The following is a 15,957-nucleotide window of genomic DNA, read 5'->3' on the forward strand; positions in this document are numbered from 1 at the left end:
CGTAACTCATCGGTTACGCTTTAGCGGTGGACGACGTTGCCGCCGCGATCGCGGACCCGGTCCGCCGGCGCATCCTCGAACTGCTGCGCGAACGCCGGCTGCCAGCCGGGCGGATCGCCGAGGAGTTCGAGATCAGCCGCCCGGCGATCAGCCGGCACCTGCGCGTGCTCCGCGACAGCGGCCTGGTCCGCGACACCGTCGTCGGCCGCCAGCGGTTCTACGAGCTGGATCCGACCCGGTTCGCCGAGCTGGTCCGGTGGCTGTCCCGGTTCACCCGGACCGACCGCTGGGAACGTCACTTCGACGCCCTGGAAACCGAGGTCTACCGTGCCCGCCGCGACCGCCGTACCGGCGACTCGCCATCCGCCCCACAGGAGCGAACCGCATGACCCGCACACCGACCGGCCGACTCTTCGGCGCCGAGAACGGCGTCGACCTGGTTCTCACCCGTACCTTCTCCGCCCCGATCGACGACGTCTGGGCCAGCCTCACCGAACCGGAACGCACGGCACGATGGTTCGGGCCCTGGGAGGGCGACGCCGCGCCCGGCCGGACGGTCCGGGTGCGGATGGCCTTCGAAGAGGGAGCGCCCTGGTCCGACCTGCGGATCGACGCGTGTGAGCCGCCCCGGCGGCTGGCCGTGTCGATGCGCGACGAGTACGGCCACTGGGTGCTGGAACTGCTGCTGACCTCCGACGGCGAACGGACCGAGCTGCGCTTCGTGCAGCACCTCGACGACGCCACCGGCATCGGTGAGGTGGGCCCGGGCTGGGAGTACTACCTCGACTGCCTGGTGGCCGCCCGCGACGGCGCGGCGCTGCCGTCGTTCGACGACTACCACCCGCCGATGAAGGCGTACTACGAGCAGCTGCGGCCAGAGTGATCGAGGATACCCACATCCGCGCCTTTCGCTCCGTTTTGCTCGGTCTACCCCGGGTACCGCCCTGACATCTGGCTCTCGTGCCCCAGGGAGGTACCTGTCGAGATGAATGCCCGCAACCCCGCCAAGGCGGTAAAGGATGTCGTGGAGGCCGCGGCGGAGAAGGTGACCGACGCCCTCACCCCCGAGGTGCCCGGTGCGCCGGGCAGCGCGCCGCCGACGCTCGATGAGCCGACGACGCCGCACGAACCGCTGCCGCCGAAACCAGAGCAGGGCGCCCCGCAGACCCGTACGCCGACCGGCGCCGAGACCGGCGCGCCGGCCAGCGCCAACGGTCAGCAGGGCGCCTTCCTCACCACCGCGCAGGGCGCGCGGTTGCGGGACACCGACCACTCCCTCAAGGCCGGTCCGCGCGGGCCGGTCCTGCTCCAGGACCACCACCTGCGGGAGAAGATCACCCATTTCGACCACGAGCGCATCCCCGAGCGGGTGGTGCACGCCCGCGGCGCGGGCGCCCACGGCGAGTTCACCGCGTACGGCACCGCCGAAGCCGTCACCCGGGCGGGCTTCCTGAAGAAGGGCCGGACCACCGACGTCTTCGTCCGCTTCTCCACGGTCCTCGGTTCACGCGGCTCGGCCGACACCGTCCGCGACACCCGGGGCTTCGCCACGAAGTTCTACACCGACGAGGGCACCTTCGACCTGGTCGCCAACAACATGCCCGTCTTCTTCATCCAGGACGCCATCAAGTTCCCCGACATCATCCACGCCGGCAAGCCGCACCCCGACCGCGAGATCCCGCAGGCCCAGAGCGCGCACGACACCTTCTGGGACTTCGTCTCGCTGCACACCGAGGCGCAGCACCACACCATGTGGAACATGTCCGACCGGGGCATCCCCCGCTCCTACCGGACGATGGAAGGCTTCGGCGTGCACACCTTCCGGCTGGTCAACGCCGCCGGGGAGACGGTGCTGGCCAAGTTCCACTGGAAGCCGAAACTGGGTGTGCACTCCCTGGTCTGGGAGGAGGCCCAGCTGCTCAGCGGCATGGACCCGGACTTCCACAGGCGTGACCTCTACGACGCCATCGAGGCCGGGGCCTTCCCCGAGTGGGAACTCGGCCTCCAGATCTTCCCGGACACCCCCGAGGAGACCTTCGCCGGTATCGACCTGCTCGACCCGACGAAGATCGTGCCGGAGGAACTCGCACCGGTGCAGCCGGTCGGCAAGTTGACGCTGAACCGCACCCCGAGAAACTTCTTCGCCGAGACCGAGCAGGTCGCCTTCCACGTGGGACACCTGCCACCCGGCATCGACGTCACGAACGACCCGCTGCTCCAGGGCCGGCTCTTCTCGTACGTCGACACGCAGCTGACCCGACTGGGCGGGCCGAACTTCTCCCAGATCCCGATCAACCGACCGCACGCCGCGGTCAACGACATGCTGCGTGACGGCTTCCACCAGCACGCCGTCCACGCCGGTGTGGCCCCGTACCGGCCGAACTCCCTCGACGGCGGCAACCCGTTCCCGGCCGGCGACGACGACCACCCGTTCGTCGACGTGCCGGTGCAGGTCGCGCAGGCTCCCAAGGTACGCGCCAACCCCGCCTCGTTCGACGACCACTTCAGCCAGGCCCGCCTGTTCTGGCTGAGCATGTCTCCGGTCGAGCGGGAACACATCATCCGGGCGTACACCTTCGAACTGGGCAAGTGCTACCACCAGGCGATCAAGGAACGTCAGCTCCAGTGCCTGGCCAACATCGACCCGGTGCTCTGCGAACAGGTCGCCACCGGTCTCGGGCTGCCCGCGCCGGAACCGACAGTGCCGTTGGCCGACGTCGAGCCCAGCCCCGCGCTCTCCCAGGTCGGACGGCAGTGGCCGGCCGACGGCCGGATGGTCGGCATCGTCGTCGACACCGAGGCCGACCTGGACAGCGTCCGGGCGGTCCGCGAGGCGGTCTTCGCCGCCGACATGGTGCCGCTGCTGATCGCGCCGCACGGCGGAACGATCGGTGACCTGCCCGCCCAACGGAGCTTCGCCACCGGCCGCTCGGTCGAACTCGACGCGCTCCTGCTCGCCTCGGCGCCCGCGCCGGCACCCGACGCGTTGCCGGCCCGCGACGCCAAGGCGGGCGCGCCCGGCTCGACCACGGTCGACCCCCGGGTGCTGCTGATGGTGGAGGAGTGCTGGCGGCACGCCAAGGCCATCGGCGCGTGGGGGACCGGCGTCACCGTGCTGGAGCAGGCCGGCGTCACCGGCACCCCCGGCGTGGTCACCGCCGACTCCGCCAGCGATGTCCTAGACACCGTGCGGGACCTGATGGCCAACCACCGCGTCTGGGAAAGATTCCCCGCCACCGTCGCCTGACCCACCTCCAGATCAGAAGATCTTGGTCCGTGAGCGCCCCCAGGAGGGCGCTCACGGACCAAGATTCATATGGCTTGGTTCTCAACGGACCACACGGGGCTCGAGGCCGGTCAGGTCGGGCAGCGATCGTTCCGCGATCACCGTGCCGGTCGCGTCATAACCGACAAGCGTCGGCGGGTCGATGGTCCTGTTGGCCACGTACCAGAAGACAAAAAGTTCGTCCGTGAGCATCGCCGGCCGGACGGTCCCGTCGGAGAGCAGGAGTTCCGCCCGCGCCACGTTCCCGGCGTTGACCCACATGGTGTGCCGGTCGTTCGCGTCGGTCGATGCGCCGGTGCTGGCGAACGGCTCCGAGTCTTCGGGCCGGGCGCACTGGCCACCAGCGAGCGTGAAGTTCGCCGGTGCCGGGCGGTCCAGGTCGCCGGGCGGCTCGAACAAGGGGGCGACGCAGGTGGTGCCGTCCGGGGCGGTGGCGGACCAGACCGACAGCACCAGGCCGTCGGGGCCTGGCGTCTGGGCCACCCGCCGGGCCTGTTGAGCGTTCACCGTGTCTTTCGCTTCTGCGGACCAGAACGACAGCGGGCCGGTGAACGACTCCGGCAGCAGCCCACCGGCGGCGGCGACGCCCGCACCGGAGGCCACGAAACCGACGGTCAGCGTGGCGGTGAGCAGCATCCGTCGGCCACCCGTGCGCCGAACGGGTGGAGGCAAGGCGTTCAGTAGCCGATCCAGCGCGGCCTCCCGGGCCGTTGTCGGCCACTGGTCCGTCACGGTGGTGCCCGGCCTGAGCTTCTCCAGAGTGTGGATCAGGTCGCGCTTGTCGGTCATGCGGTGCCTCCAGCGAACGGGACCGGACGTGGGGTCTTGGGGTCGGCCCGGACAGGCGGGTCGGTGTCGAGCCGCCGCCGAGCCCGGGAGAGCCGTACGTGAAAGGTCGGAACCGAACAGCCGGCGACCCTGGCCGCCTGCCTCGGGGTCAGGCCGTCCCAGGCGACCAGCAGCACTGCTTCCCGCTCGGTGGGAGTCAGCGCGGCAAGCCGGGTCAGCACCTCCGCGCGTTCGGTGGCGAGCACGTCGGCGGCGGTCGCTGGCTCGGCGACGTGCCGGAACCGCTCCAGTTCGACGGCCACCCGGGACTGTCGGTGCGCCGAGCGGCGCAGGTTTGCGATGGTGTTGCGGGCTACCACCAGCAGCCAGGGCAGGGGGTCGTCCGGCACCCTCGCCAGTCGTCGCCAGGCCACCAGGAACGTCTCCGACACCACCTCCTGGGCGGTGTCCGGATCCACGTGTCGCAGGGCGTACGCCATCACCCGGGGTGCGTACTCGGTCCACAGCGTGACGAGTCGCTGCTCCTGCTGCTTGGCTGAATCGTCGCGTTCCACACCAGGTAGTGTCCGAGCTGGGCCGGAACTTACCGCGATCCCTAGGATCGGGCAACGTGGCGAAGAAGCGGGAGGAGGTTCCGCGTCTCGCTCAGCTATGCGGCCCCGGACGGGGTGGGCAAGTCGGCGCCGCAGACGGGCACCTACCACGGGCACTTCGCCCGGCTGGTGCCGGACGAGCGGGTGGTCGAGGTGCTGGAGTTCGAGACCGAGGATCCGGCGCTGCGGGGCGCCATGACGATGACCACCACGCTTACCGATGCCCCGGGTGGTGGGACGGACGTCCTGGTGGTGCACGAGGGCATCCCGGACGCCGTCCCGGACACTGACAACGAGACCGGCACCCGGATGGCGCTGGCGAATCTCGCCCGGCTCGTCGAGGCGGCCTGACTGTCAGTGGGCCGCGACGGGCACCGCGTCGACCGGCTCCGGCACGGCCAACTGGCCGGGGCGGACCACCACGAGGAGCACGACCAGCGCGGCGGCCATCCCGCCGGCGATCACCAGGGCCATCGCCACGGCGCCGGTGCCGAACACGCCCACCAGCGGCGCGGCGAGCGCCCCGATGCCGAACTGCACCGCGCCGAGCAGGGCGGAGGCGGTGCCGGCCGCCTCACCGTGCCGGGTCAGGGCCAGCGCGGGGGCGTTCGGCAGCGCCAGACCGGCGGTCGCGAGCACCACCCAGAGTGCGGCGAGCAGGGCCGCCAGGCCACCGATCCCGGTCGCGGCGAGGCCGAGCAGCACCAGGCTGGCGGCGGAGCCCACGATCAGGGCGGTCACCAGGATCCGCTGCGGGGACCAGCGGCGCAGCAGGCGTACGTTGCCCTGGGTGGCCGCGATCAGCCCGATCGCCCCGGCACCGAAGGCCAACCCGAACTGCTGCTCGTCGAGGCCGTACTGCCCTTGCAGCACGAACGAGGACCCGCCGACGTAGGCGAACAGGGCCGCCATGGCCAACCCGGCCACCAGCACCAGCCCGACGAAGGCGCGGTCACGCAGCAGCGAACCGTAGAGCCGGACGGTGGGCAGCACACCGCCGCGCCGGCGCCGCAGCGGCGGCAGCGTCTCCGGCAGGCCGAGCATCGCGACCAGCAGCAGCAGTACGCCGAAGACCGCGAGGGCGGCGAACACGCCGCGCCACTGCGTCCACCGCAGCAGTTCGCTGCCGAGGGTCGGCGCGAGGATCGGGGCGGCGCCCATCACGAGCAGCAGCCGGGACAGCAACTGGGCGAAGGCCGAGCCGCTGAACAGGTCGCGGACCACGGCCATGGCGATCACGGCAGCCGCCGCCGCGCCCAGGCCCTGGACCACCCGCAGCGCACCGAGCACCGTGATGTTCGGGGCGAGCGCGCAGCTCACGGAGGCGACGATGTGTAGCGCGGTGCCCGCGATCAGCGGTGCGCGCCGCCCGACGGCGTCGGACAGCGGACCGATCAGCAACTGCCCCAGGGCGAGGCCGATCAGGGTGCCGGTGAGCGTCAGTTGGACCGCCGCCGAGGTGGTGTCGAGGTCGTCGACGATCGAGGGCAGCGCCGGAAGGTACATGTCGATGGTCAGCGGGCCCACCGCGATCAGCGAGCCGAGGACGAGGATGAGACGCAGGCGCTGACGCCGGCTCATCAGGTCTCCCGGCATCAGCGAAGCTGGTGGCGCGGCGGTGTCGACGGCGCTCACCGGGAGGTCTCCGGCCGGCCTGGTGCCGGCGCGGACCGTGGTGCGATGGTCATATCTGGCTCCAACCCTCTACTGGCGCGCTGATTCCCACCTGATCAAGAGGTAACTCAACTCACACCCACGGCGAGCTGCTGCATCTCCCGGTTCGTCCGGGTGCCGAGGTGGTGGCGAGCGTAGGAGTCAGGCAGCGCGCATGAGGTCGGCCGCCCGCCAGGCCAGGGCCATCACCGGGGCGTTGAGGTAACCGGAGACCAGGATCGGCAGCACCGAGGCGTCCACCACGCGCAGGCCGGCCACGCCGCGTACCCGCAGCTGCGGGTCGACCACATGGTCGTCGTCGGGGCCCATGGCGCAGGTGCCGACCGCATGGTAGCCGCAGTAGCCCAGTGCCAGCCCGGCCTCGATGATGTCGCCGTCATCGCGCACCGCGGTACCGGGCAGGGTCTCCGCCGAGATCCGCTTGGCGAGCGGTGCGGTGGCGAACAGCTCCCGGGCACGCCGGAAGGCGCCGGTCGCGGTCCGTCGGTCGTGGGCCGCGTCGAAGTAGTTGGCGATGATCCGGGGTGGGGTTGCCGGGTCGGCCGAAGTGATGGCGAGGCTGCCCTCGCTCTCCGGCCGGGTCACGGTGATCTGGGCCATCAGCCCCGACTCGGATTCCAGCTCGATCGCCCGGCCAGGCCGTCGAGGCGCCGCCGAGAACGGCGCGATCAGCAGCTGAGCGTCGGGATGCGCGACCTCCGGCGCGGAGCGGATGTACGCGCCGAGGTCGTACACCGGCAGGGCGAGTGGTCCTCGGCGGGTCAGCAGGTAACGCAGCATCTCGCGGGCCTGCCCCAGCGGGCCGTTCAGCCGTGGGTTGTAGCCGGCCCGTCCGGTCAACCGGAACTGCATCGGGGTCGTCCGGTGCTCGCGCATACCGGTGCCCACCCGGGGCCGGTCCAGCAGCGCGGTCACGCCGGCCTCGCGTAGCACGTCGGCGGGACCGATCCCGGAGACCTGCAGAAGCTGCGGCGTGGCGAGTGCGCCGGCGGCGAGCACCACCTCGGCGGTGGCCCGGCGATCGACCGTGTTCCCGCCCTGGCGGGTGCGTACGCCGACGGCGCGGCCGTGCTCGATCAGGACGCGCAGCACGACCGTGTTGACGAGGACGGTCAGGTTGGGCCGGTGGCGAACCGGGTGCAGGAAGGCGTCGGCGGCGCTGCTGCGGCGGCCGTCGCGGATCGTCGCTGTCAGGTAGCCGATGCGTTCGTCGTCGGTGGCGTTCAGGTCGTCGACCCGGCGCCAGCCCAGTTCCTCGGCGGCGGCGATGGTGTCCTCGCAGACCTCGTCGGTGCCGGTGGCGGTGGACAGGCGCAGCGGCCCGTCGGCACCGCGTACGTCGGACGCGCCGAGCGGGTGATCCTCCAGCCGTTTGAAGATCGGTCCGGTAACCACCCTCTGCGAGGCATCGACCAGCTCCGCGCTGCTGCTGGTGCAGCAACAGCTGGCACCCAGGAACGACAAGGATGGCGGCGCGCCGCACCCGGCTCACCGGAACGGCCGGTCGCCGGCCCCAACGTCGATGGTGGGGCCGGCGACCGGTGGTTCTCTGGCGAATATGGGGTGGGGTGGCTCAGGCCGCGTCGGTGGCGGTGCCGGCGGTCACCTCCCGCCGGGCGGCCGGGTAGCGGATGCTCTCCACCATCTCGACGATCTCGTCCGGCGGTGGCGCCGTCATCTTCGACACCACGATGGTGACGACGAAGTTGACGATCGCACCGATGGTGCCGATGCCCTCCGGGCTGATGTCGAAGATGTGCGGGTTCGCGGCGGTGCCGAACACCGGCAGCGTGTAGATCATGTAGCTGGCGGTGAAGAGCATGCCGGTGATCATGCCGGCCGCCGCGCCTCTGGCATTACATCGTTTCCAGAAGATGCCGAGCACGATGACGGGGAAGAAGCTCGCCGCGGCCAGGCCGAAGGCGAAGGCGACCACCTGCGCCACGAACGCCGGCGGGTTGATGCCGGCGTAGATGGAGATCAGCACCGCCAGACCCATCGCGATCCGACCGGCGAGCAGCCGCTGCTTGTCGGTGGAGTCCCGCTTGACCCGACGGAAGTACAGGTCGTGCGAGAAGGACGACGAGATCACCAGCAGCAGGCCGGCTGCCGTGGACATCGCGGCGGCCAGGCCGCCGGCCGCCACCAGACCCACGATCGGTGCCGGCAGGCCGGCGATCTCGGGGCTGGCCAGCACCAGGATGTCGTTGTTGACGATCAGGTCGGCACCGGAGGTCGGGCTGTTGCTCACCGTGTTGATCGTCGACGCGCCGTCGCTGACAGTCACCAGACCTGTCGCCGCCCAGTTCTCGATCCAACTGGGCAGCGCGTTCGCGGAGACCCCGTTGACGTCTTGGAGCAGGTTCAGCTTGGTGAAGGCGCCCACCGCCGGGGCGGTGGTGTAGAGCAGGGCGATGAAGAGCAGCGCCCAGAAGGCCGAGTACCGGGCACCCCGCACGCTCTTCGTGGTGTAGAACCGGACGATCACGTGTGGTAGACCGGCGGTGCCGATCATCAGGGACATGGTCACCAGGAACACGTCGATCTGTGGCCGGGCCGCGAACGCCTCGGTGTACTGGCTCAGGCCCATCTCGACGCTTATCGCGTCGAGTTCGGCGAGGATCTGCCCGAACGACACCTGCGGGACCGGTATGCCGGTCATCTGCTGAGCCACCGCGAACGCGGGAATCAGGTAGGCCACGATCAGCACGGTGTACTGCGCCACCTGGGTCCAGGTGATGCCCTTCATGCCGCCGAGCACCGCGTACAAGCCGATGATCACGGCGGCGACGATAACGCCGCCGGTGACGTCCAGGCCGAGGAAGCGGCTGAAGACGATGCCGCCACCGCGCATCTGCCCCACCACGTAGGTGAAGGAGATGATGATCGCGGCCACGGCGGCGATGGTGCGGACGGTCTCGGAGTATCGGTCACCGACGAATTCGGGCACCGTGAACTTGCCCCACTTGCGCAGATAGGGCGCGATCAGCAGGGCCAGCAGCACGTAGCCGCCGGTCCAGCCCATCAGGTAGATGGTGCCGTCCGATCCCAGGAACGCGATCAGGCCGGCCATCGAGATGAACGACGCCGCCGACATCCAGTCGGCGGCGACCGCCGCACCGTTGGCGATTGTCGGAATTCCCTGGCCGGCGACGTAGAAGCCGGCCGTCTCCTTCACCCGGCTGCGCCAGGCGATGTAGAGGTAGACGGCGAAGGAGGCGCCGATGAAGATGAGGGTCCAGATCTGGATCTGACTCATTTCCCGGCCACCTCGGTCTCCTGCTCGTCAACGCCGAACTGGTTGTCGAGGCGGTCCATCATCTTCGCGTACACCAAAATCAGAATGACGAAGACGTAGATCGATCCCTGCTGGGCGAACCAGAAGCCGAGCGGGAATCCGGCGATGACGATGTTGTTGAGCGGTTCGACCAGCAGGATTCCGAAGCCGAACGAGACGATGAACCAGATGGCCAGCAGGATCACCATGAGCCGCAGGTTCCGGCTCCAGTACTCCTTGCGCCAGCCGTTGTCCGGCGGGGATGCCGGTGGTGGTGCCGACGGTGGCGGTTCACCGCCACGGGTCTCCTTATCGGGGGTTACCTCGGTCATGTTCTGGTGCCTCCTAGTCGGTATGGAACCGGCTGCTCGACGCGGTTGTGCGGTCGGTCACACCTTTAGTCTGGGAAGCGAACGTGACGCAGCCTGGCCAGGCAAGAGTTGATCCGCCAGGTGCGGCTTCGGGTCGCTGAGCGGTCCGTTGGACCCCGTGAACGGTTGAGCGGTCCGCACCGGAGCGCCGTATCGTCCCGCTTTGTGGTTTTTCGTGGACCTGGCCCGGCCGTCCACCGACACCGCCCTACCGCTCACCGATCTGCCCGTTCGGTCAACGGCGCCGAGCGCCTAGCATCCGGACATGGCCGACACCGCATCCACCGCCGCCCCGGTTCGCCGGCGCGTCTTCCACGCCGGCAGTCTCGGCATGATCGTCGGCGGCGTGCTCGCGCTTGTCGGCTCGCTGCTGCCCTGGGTCATCACCCCGTTCGGTTCGCTCTCCGGGGTGGCCGGTCCGGGCCTGTGGACACTGAGCATGGCGTTCCTCGCCGTCGCCGGGGCCCTGCTGCCGTACCGGAAGGTGGCCATCGCGCACAGCCTGATCCCCGGGCTGGTTGTCGCCGCGATCGCCGGGTGGCAGGCGGCCCGCCTGATCAGTCTCAGTGCCAGCACCGGCGCCTGGGGGCAGCTGATGCCCGGCATCGGGCTGGTCATGGCCGCCGGTGGCGCGGTGGTCCTGATCCGCACCGGTATGCGGCTGGTCGCGCTGCGCTGACAACGGCCCCCTGTCAGCCGGTCGCACACAATCTGGCCGAGGCGTGAAACCTTCCGCCGCCCGTACGCGTCATCCCGCTGAATCGACCGAGGATCACCTGCCATCAGGCGGGTGGCCCCGGTGCGGAGCAGCTCGGGAGGAATCGTGTTGCTGGGTAGATGGCTCGCCGCTGCGGGCCTGGTGGTGCTGACCGGCACCGCCGTGGGGGTGTACAGCATGGGTCCGGCCTCCGGCGACGGGGCGACGGATGGAGTGCGGACGTCGGGTGACGGTCCGGTCGGCGTGGCAGCGGGGGAGACCACGCCGGCCGGTGACGCTCCGGCCGGCGTGGCGGCGGCGGGAGCGCAGCCGCCCGGTACCACGCCGGTGGCCGCCGCGCCACGGCCGACCACCGTCAAGGACCCGCTGCTGTCCGGCAAGCGTCGGGTCACCATCGTCCGGGTGGGCGCCTTCGAATCGGGGTTGGCCCTGCTCGACGACGGCCGGTTGGCCGAGGTGGACGACGACCAGGGCCGGCAGGTGTTCGTGCCGACACCTGTGGGCTCGGGACAGTTCCTCATCAAGGCGTACTACGGTGGCGGCACCGGGCAGCCGGTCTGCTGGCAGGTACGCAACCCGGGCGACGGCCGGCCGCTGTACGTGCGGGGAGCCACCTGCCGGGCCGGCGACCCCGCCCAACGCTTCGAGATCACTGCCGTGGCCGGCGGTGGTCCCCGTGAATACCTGATCAGCAACCGGTGGGCGTACCTGCGGGACTCCGCGCGATCCGGCCTGATCATGGAGGAGTTGGGGGACGCCCCTCCGGCGAGTAGCTTCCGGTTCACCGACACCGGACCGGCACCCCGACGGTAAGGCGCGGTGACGCCCCCGGCCAGGGCCGGGGGCGTCCGTCCGCGGGGGAAACACGACCAGCAGCGACAGTACGGGTGGGAACGTGAGTGAAACGCGACGCTGAGGAGTTCGACGCCTTCTACTCGGCGTCGGCCCAGCGGGTCCTGGGCCACCTGTCCGCCATGGTCGGCAGCCGGGCCGAGGCCGAGGACGCGGTGGCGGAGGCGTACGCCAGGGCCTGGGACCGCTGGGCATCGGTACGGGAGTGCGACAGCCCGGAGGCCTGGGTTCGCCGCGTCTCGTACCGGATCGCGGTGAGCGCGTGGCGCAAGACGGTGAACCGGCTCCGTGCGCACCGTCGGGAGGTGGCCGGCCAGGACGTCGAGATGACATCTGTCGATCACGTGGCGGTGGTGTCGGCGCTGCGCCGCATCTCCGCCGAACAACGGCGCGTGGTGGTGCTGCACCACCTGGTCGGGTTGAGCGTGACCGAGATCGCGACGGAGATCGACAGCAACGTGAACACCGTCAAGACGCGGCTCGCCCGGGGACGCCGGGCGCTGGCCGCTCACCTGACCGACGGCGAGTACGAGACCACCGGCGGGGGAGGCAGTAATGGGTCCTGAGCCGCATCTCGACGAGGCCCTGCGCGCGTTGGCCGGGCACGGCCGGCAGGGGACCGTACCGGCTGCCGCCGACATCCGCCGCCGAGGCGACACCCGCCGTCGCCGCCGCCGGGCCGCTGGCACCGCTCTGGGTGTCGTACTCGTCGGACTGCTCGGTGCCGGCGCTGTCCTGGCCCGTCCCTCCGGGGACCCGGACTCGCTGCCGGTCGGGCCGGCCGGCCCGACGACGGCGTCGGCCACCGCGTCGGCCAGCCCTGACCCGGCCGGAACGTCCGGTCCACCGGGCGGTCCTTCGAGCAGCGACCCGCTGCTGTCGGGGCGGCGGCAGGTGACAATCGTCCGGGCTGCCGAGCAGAGTGGCGGGCTGTCGCTGCTCGACGACGGCCGCCTCGCCGAGGTCGACGGCGACGAGGGCCGCCAGCTCTTCGTGTTCACGCCCCAGGGCTCCGGCACCTACCTGGTCCGGGCCGCCGAGCGGGCCGACGAGCCGACCGACGTCTGCTGGGAGATGCGGTCGTCGGGGAGCCAGCCGCTGCGGGTGGTGGCGGCCACCTGCACCCCGGAGGAGCCGAGGCAGCAGTTCACGGTCGTCCAGGATGGGCAACGCGGCGGCGAGCCGACGTACGCGATCAGCAGCCACTCGGCCTACCTGCAGAACTCACCGACCCGTGGCCTGATCCTGGAGGAGTTGGGCGACGCACCGCTGACCACGCGGTTCCGGCTGGTCGACAACGGGGCCGCGCCGAGATGACCGGCTGGTGCCCGAGCGGGCAGCGCGGGTGCCGTCCGGGCGGACCAGCCCACCAAACGGGCCACGCTTTGCGGTGAGGTTCTACCTGCTCCGCCGATCATGCAGTTGTGGCACCTGAATTGTGGTTAATGCGCCACTTTGGTACGTGCCACAACTGCATGATCGGGTTACGCCGCATGGTGCGGCGGGCGGGTGGGTACCGGGCCCGGGTGAGCCTGGACCGGACCGAGCGGGAGGAGTTCCGCCGCATCGTGGCGGACTTCAGGCGATGGGGCCAGCTGGCCAAGGGGGTGCAGAGCTGGCACCGGGCTGTCCAGGACGCGGCCAGCAGCGCCGAGGGAACCATGCGCGCCCGCAGCGTCGTGGTCGACAGGTCCGGCCGGGCCGCGTGGCGGGTACTGCCGCTCCGGGAGAGCGACCGCGAGGTCGCCCGGCGACTCCGGGAACGAGCCATGCTCCCGGCGACCACCGCCGCCGACCGTGCCCTGCTACGCCTACTCACCGAGGACGCTCCCAGCGCCGTCGCCGACCTCGCACCCATGCTCGACGTACGCCGGCATTTCACCGGGCCGGCCAGGAAGCGGTCGGCGGCCACCGCCGCGACGTTCCTGCGTCACCGGCACGCGGAGGTCATCGCCGCCGACGGCCCCGAGCGTCTGGCGCACCTCGGCGTCCACACAGCACCCCCCGACCCGGCTCGGGCCCGCCTCGACGACCTGCTCGACCCGACCCTCCGCTTCGCTCTCCTCGCGGAGCGCTCCGGCCGGGCGCCGGAACTCGCGGAGCGCTCCGGCCGGGCGCCGGACCTGGCCGAGCGGACGAGCCCGGAGCTGGAGCCGGCCGAGCGGACCGACTCGGCGCCCGAACTGGTGGATCGGTCGGTCTTCAGGGGCCTGCCGGCGGCCCTGGCCTCAATCGACAAGATCCTGGCTGGCGAGGCCTCGTACCGGTCGGCGGCACGTGAAGCGGGCGAGAAGGTCAGACAGGTCGAGGTGCAGCGGGTCCTGCGGGACATGCCGGTGGAGGCGTTGCGCACCGTCACCCGCGACCGGTTCCGACTCGGGCCACTGGCCGACGCGGGAATCAACGCGGTGCAGGACGTGCTGCGCGCCGGCGCGTCCCTTCAGACGCTTCCCGGGGTGGGGGAGACCTCAGCCCGTCGCATGATCGGAGCAGCCCGCACCCTTCGGCAGACCACGTACGACGACACACCGGTGCGCATCGACATCGACCACCGCCACCCGGAGACCACGCACCTGCTGCGGTGCCTCGCCGAGTGGGACGCGCACCGGCGCACGCACGGCGCGGCCGCCGACCTGGAACGCGCCGCCGAACTCGCGCCGCTGGCGAGCGCCATCGATCGCAGGACCAGTCACCTCCTCGTGGTGCCGACCCGGGGGCTCGCCGCCACCGGGCTGCGCGACAGCATTCAGATCGTCGAACGGCGAGCCGAACTGCTCGGCAGGTCGTCCGCATCCGGCCGGCGGCGGGTGCGCGTCGATCCGTGGGACGACTTCCTCAGCCGACCCGCCGACTACTTCGCCATGCTCGCCGAGCTGGGGTTCGCCACCGACGACGAGAACGCGGTGCACGGCGACCTCCCGGACGAGATCATCCAGGCGGTGCGCGACCAGGCACTCGATGGTGAGCACCTGACCGCTTCCCTGCGCGGTTATCAGAGCTTCGCCGCGCGGTTCGCCATCGTCCAACGCAAGATCATCATCGGTGACGAGATGGGCCTGGGCAAGACCGTCGAGGCGATCGCGGTCCTGGCGCACCTGCGCAGCAGGGGAAGCACTCATTTCCTGGTGGTGTGCCCGGCGGCCGTGGTGACCAACTGGATCCGCGAGATCACCGGTAAGTCGAAGCTGCGTCCACACCGGGTGCACGGCCCGGAACGCGATGCCGCGGCCCGCTCCTGGCTGCGGCACGGGGGCGTGGCGGTCACCACCTACGAGACCCTCGCCTGGTGGGAGCCGGAGCTGCGGGAATCCCCCGACCTGGCGTGTGTCGTGGTCGACGAGGCCCACTACATCAAGAACCCGCAGGCGCAACGGACGATCAGGACGAAGGACCTCGTCGCGCGTGCCGAGCGGGCGATCCTGCTCACCGGTACGCCACTGGAGAACAAGGTCGAGGAGTTCCGCAACCTCGCCTCATACCTACGCCCCGACCTCACCGTCGACGCCACCGACCTGTCACCCGCGCGGTTCCGACGGCAGATCGCACCGGCGTACCTGCGCCGCAACCAGGACGATGTGCTCGATGAACTGCCCGAACTCATCGAGGTCGAGGAGTGGCTGCCGATGTCCTCGGCGGACACCACGCGCTACCGGGAGGCGGTCAAGCGTGGAAACTTCATGCAGATGCGCCAGGTGGCCATGCTTCAGGCAGCCCAGTCCACAAAGATGCAGCGACTCATGGAGATCTGCCGGGAAGCGGCGGAGAACAACCGCCGGGTCATCGTGTTCTCCCACTTCAGGGCGGTACTCGACAGGGTTGCCGAGGCCCTTCCCGGTCCGGTGTTCGGGCCACTGACCGGATCGGTGCCTGCCAACCACCGTCAGCAGATGGTGGACGAGTTCTCGGCCGCCCGTGGCGGTGCCGTCCTGGTGGCCCAGATCGTGGCCGGTGGCGTCGGGCTCAACATCCAGTCCGCGTCCGTCGTCGTCATCTGCGAACCTCAGCTCAAGCCGACCACCGAGGCGCAGGCCATCGCCCGAGCCCACCGGATGGGGCAGGTCCAGTCGGTGCAGGTCCACCGGCTGCTCTCCGAGGATGGCGTCGACCAGCGGATCACCGAACTACTGGCCGGCAAGCGGCGCATCTTCGACGAGTTCGCCCGGGTCAGCGACATGGCCGACGCCAGCCCCGAAGCGGTGGACCTGTCCGAGGCCGAACTCGTCCGGGAGGTCCTCGCCGCCGAGCGCCACCGGCTGTTCGAGCACCCACCCGAACTCCCCACCCAACACGTCCCAGGGCGCGTGCCGTCGTGATCCACAAAGGATCTGTGGCAGTGAAGGTGTCAGCCGCCCTGCGTGCCGTCCACCGCGACTGCCACAGATCGAGCGGTGTCCGCG

The 15,957-nt window shown here is 70.6% G+C and carries 14 protein-coding genes and 1 pseudogene; 9 read left to right on the forward strand and 6 right to left on the reverse strand.

Going from position 1 to position 15,957, the window contains the following annotated elements; all coding sequences use genetic code 11:
* Positions 1-26 precede the first annotated feature (26 nt).
* From AB0I71_RS03915 to AB0I71_RS03925, 3 genes are all read left to right on the forward strand, one after another.
* Positions 27-389, forward strand: a complete 363-nt coding sequence (locus tag AB0I71_RS03915) for a metalloregulator ArsR/SmtB family transcription factor (protein WP_357581739.1) — start codon at positions 27-29, stop codon at positions 387-389.
* Entirely contained in the window at positions 386-883 is a 498-nt protein-coding gene (locus AB0I71_RS03920) for an SRPBCC family protein (protein WP_357581740.1), read from the forward strand. Before AB0I71_RS03915 ends, AB0I71_RS03920 begins: the two co-directional genes overlap by 4 nt.
* Before the next feature lie 102 nt (positions 884-985).
* Complete coding sequence (locus AB0I71_RS03925; protein ID WP_357581741.1) at positions 986-3,247, forward strand: catalase; 2,262 nt, start codon at positions 986-988, stop codon at positions 3,245-3,247.
* An 81-nt stretch (positions 3,248-3,328) separates the two neighbouring features.
* On the opposite strand, the gene AB0I71_RS03930 is transcribed toward AB0I71_RS03925, so the two are convergent.
* Both AB0I71_RS03930 and AB0I71_RS03935 read right to left on the reverse strand, forming a co-directional pair.
* The gene (locus AB0I71_RS03930; RefSeq protein WP_357581742.1) at positions 3,329-4,075 is read right to left on the reverse strand and encodes a hypothetical protein; all 747 of its coding nucleotides are present in this window, start codon (positions 4,073-4,075) and stop codon (positions 3,329-3,331) included.
* Positions 4,072-4,629, reverse strand: coding sequence for an RNA polymerase sigma factor (locus AB0I71_RS03935; RefSeq protein ID WP_357581743.1), 558 nt, complete (start codon positions 4,627-4,629; stop codon positions 4,072-4,074). Before AB0I71_RS03935 ends, AB0I71_RS03930 begins: the two co-directional genes overlap by 4 nt.
* An 81-nt stretch (positions 4,630-4,710) precedes the next feature.
* On the opposite strand from AB0I71_RS03935, the pseudogene AB0I71_RS03940 reads away from it, so the two are divergent.
* Positions 4,711-5,019, forward strand: a pseudogene (locus tag AB0I71_RS03940) (SRPBCC domain-containing protein); the annotation flags it as partial.
* Positions 5,020-5,022: 3 nt separating this feature from the next.
* Here AB0I71_RS03940 and AB0I71_RS03945 read toward each other — a convergent pair.
* From AB0I71_RS03945 to AB0I71_RS03960, 4 genes are all read right to left on the reverse strand, one after another.
* Positions 5,023-6,249, reverse strand: a complete 1,227-nt coding sequence (locus AB0I71_RS03945; protein ID WP_357581744.1) for a multidrug effflux MFS transporter — start codon at positions 6,247-6,249, stop codon at positions 5,023-5,025.
* A gap of 234 nt (positions 6,250-6,483) precedes the next feature.
* Positions 6,484-7,737 carry a GMC oxidoreductase gene (locus AB0I71_RS03950; RefSeq protein WP_357581745.1) on the reverse strand — a complete coding sequence of 418 codons (1,254 nt, stop codon included), beginning with the start codon at positions 7,735-7,737 and terminating at the stop codon, positions 6,484-6,486.
* A 178-nt stretch (positions 7,738-7,915) separates the two neighbouring features.
* The gene (locus AB0I71_RS03955; protein ID WP_357581746.1) at positions 7,916-9,601 is read right to left on the reverse strand and encodes a sodium:solute symporter family protein; all 1,686 of its coding nucleotides are present in this window, start codon (positions 9,599-9,601) and stop codon (positions 7,916-7,918) included.
* On the reverse strand, positions 9,598-9,951 hold the full coding sequence (locus tag AB0I71_RS03960; protein ID WP_357581747.1) for a DUF4212 domain-containing protein: 354 nt from the start codon (positions 9,949-9,951) through the stop codon (positions 9,598-9,600). Before AB0I71_RS03960 ends, AB0I71_RS03955 begins: the two co-directional genes overlap by 4 nt.
* A gap of 304 nt (positions 9,952-10,255) precedes the next feature.
* Here AB0I71_RS03960 and AB0I71_RS03965 point away from each other — a divergent pair, with 304 nt between their 5' ends.
* From AB0I71_RS03965 to AB0I71_RS03985, 5 genes are all read left to right on the forward strand, one after another.
* Complete coding sequence (locus AB0I71_RS03965; protein ID WP_357581748.1) at positions 10,256-10,669, forward strand: hypothetical protein; 414 nt, start codon at positions 10,256-10,258, stop codon at positions 10,667-10,669.
* 144 nt (positions 10,670-10,813) lie between these two features.
* On the forward strand, positions 10,814-11,521 hold the full coding sequence (locus AB0I71_RS03970; protein WP_357581749.1) for a hypothetical protein: 708 nt from the start codon (positions 10,814-10,816) through the stop codon (positions 11,519-11,521).
* Positions 11,522-11,607: 86 nt separating this feature from the next.
* The gene (locus AB0I71_RS03975) at positions 11,608-12,126 is read left to right on the forward strand and encodes a sigma-70 family RNA polymerase sigma factor (protein ID WP_357581750.1); all 519 of its coding nucleotides are present in this window, start codon (positions 11,608-11,610) and stop codon (positions 12,124-12,126) included.
* The gene (locus AB0I71_RS03980) at positions 12,116-12,877 is read left to right on the forward strand and encodes a hypothetical protein (protein WP_357581751.1); all 762 of its coding nucleotides are present in this window, start codon (positions 12,116-12,118) and stop codon (positions 12,875-12,877) included. The genes AB0I71_RS03975 and AB0I71_RS03980 overlap by 11 nt, the downstream gene beginning before the upstream one ends.
* 176 nt (positions 12,878-13,053) lie before the next feature.
* Positions 13,054-15,873, forward strand: a complete 2,820-nt coding sequence (locus tag AB0I71_RS03985; RefSeq protein WP_357581752.1) for a DEAD/DEAH box helicase — start codon at positions 13,054-13,056, stop codon at positions 15,871-15,873.
* Positions 15,874-15,957 lie beyond the last annotated feature (84 nt).

It is taken from the genome of Micromonospora sp. NPDC049891, from assembly GCF_040660295.1.
Classification (GTDB): domain Bacteria; phylum Actinomycetota; class Actinomycetes; order Mycobacteriales; family Micromonosporaceae; genus Micromonospora.

Coding starts and splice junctions, on each gene's coding strand:
- AB0I71_RS03960 (WP_357581747.1), bottom strand. CDS start 9,951: ATGACCGAGGTAACCCCCGATAAGGAGACCCGTGGCGGTGAACCGCCA.
- AB0I71_RS03945 (WP_357581744.1), bottom strand. CDS start 6,249: ATGAGCCGGCGTCAGCGCCTGCGTCTCATCCTCGTCCTCGGCTCGCTG.
- AB0I71_RS03925 (WP_357581741.1), top strand. CDS start 986: ATGAATGCCCGCAACCCCGCCAAGGCGGTAAAGGATGTCGTGGAGGCC.
- AB0I71_RS03930 (WP_357581742.1), bottom strand. CDS start 4,075: ATGACCGACAAGCGCGACCTGATCCACACTCTGGAGAAGCTCAGGCCG.
- AB0I71_RS03955 (WP_357581746.1), bottom strand. CDS start 9,601: ATGAGTCAGATCCAGATCTGGACCCTCATCTTCATCGGCGCCTCCTTC.
- AB0I71_RS03920 (WP_357581740.1), top strand. CDS start 386: ATGACCCGCACACCGACCGGCCGACTCTTCGGCGCCGAGAACGGCGTC.
- AB0I71_RS03985 (WP_357581752.1), top strand. CDS start 13,054: ATGGTGCGGCGGGCGGGTGGGTACCGGGCCCGGGTGAGCCTGGACCGG.
- AB0I71_RS03980 (WP_357581751.1), top strand. CDS start 12,116: ATGGGTCCTGAGCCGCATCTCGACGAGGCCCTGCGCGCGTTGGCCGGG.
- AB0I71_RS03965 (WP_357581748.1), top strand. CDS start 10,256: ATGGCCGACACCGCATCCACCGCCGCCCCGGTTCGCCGGCGCGTCTTC.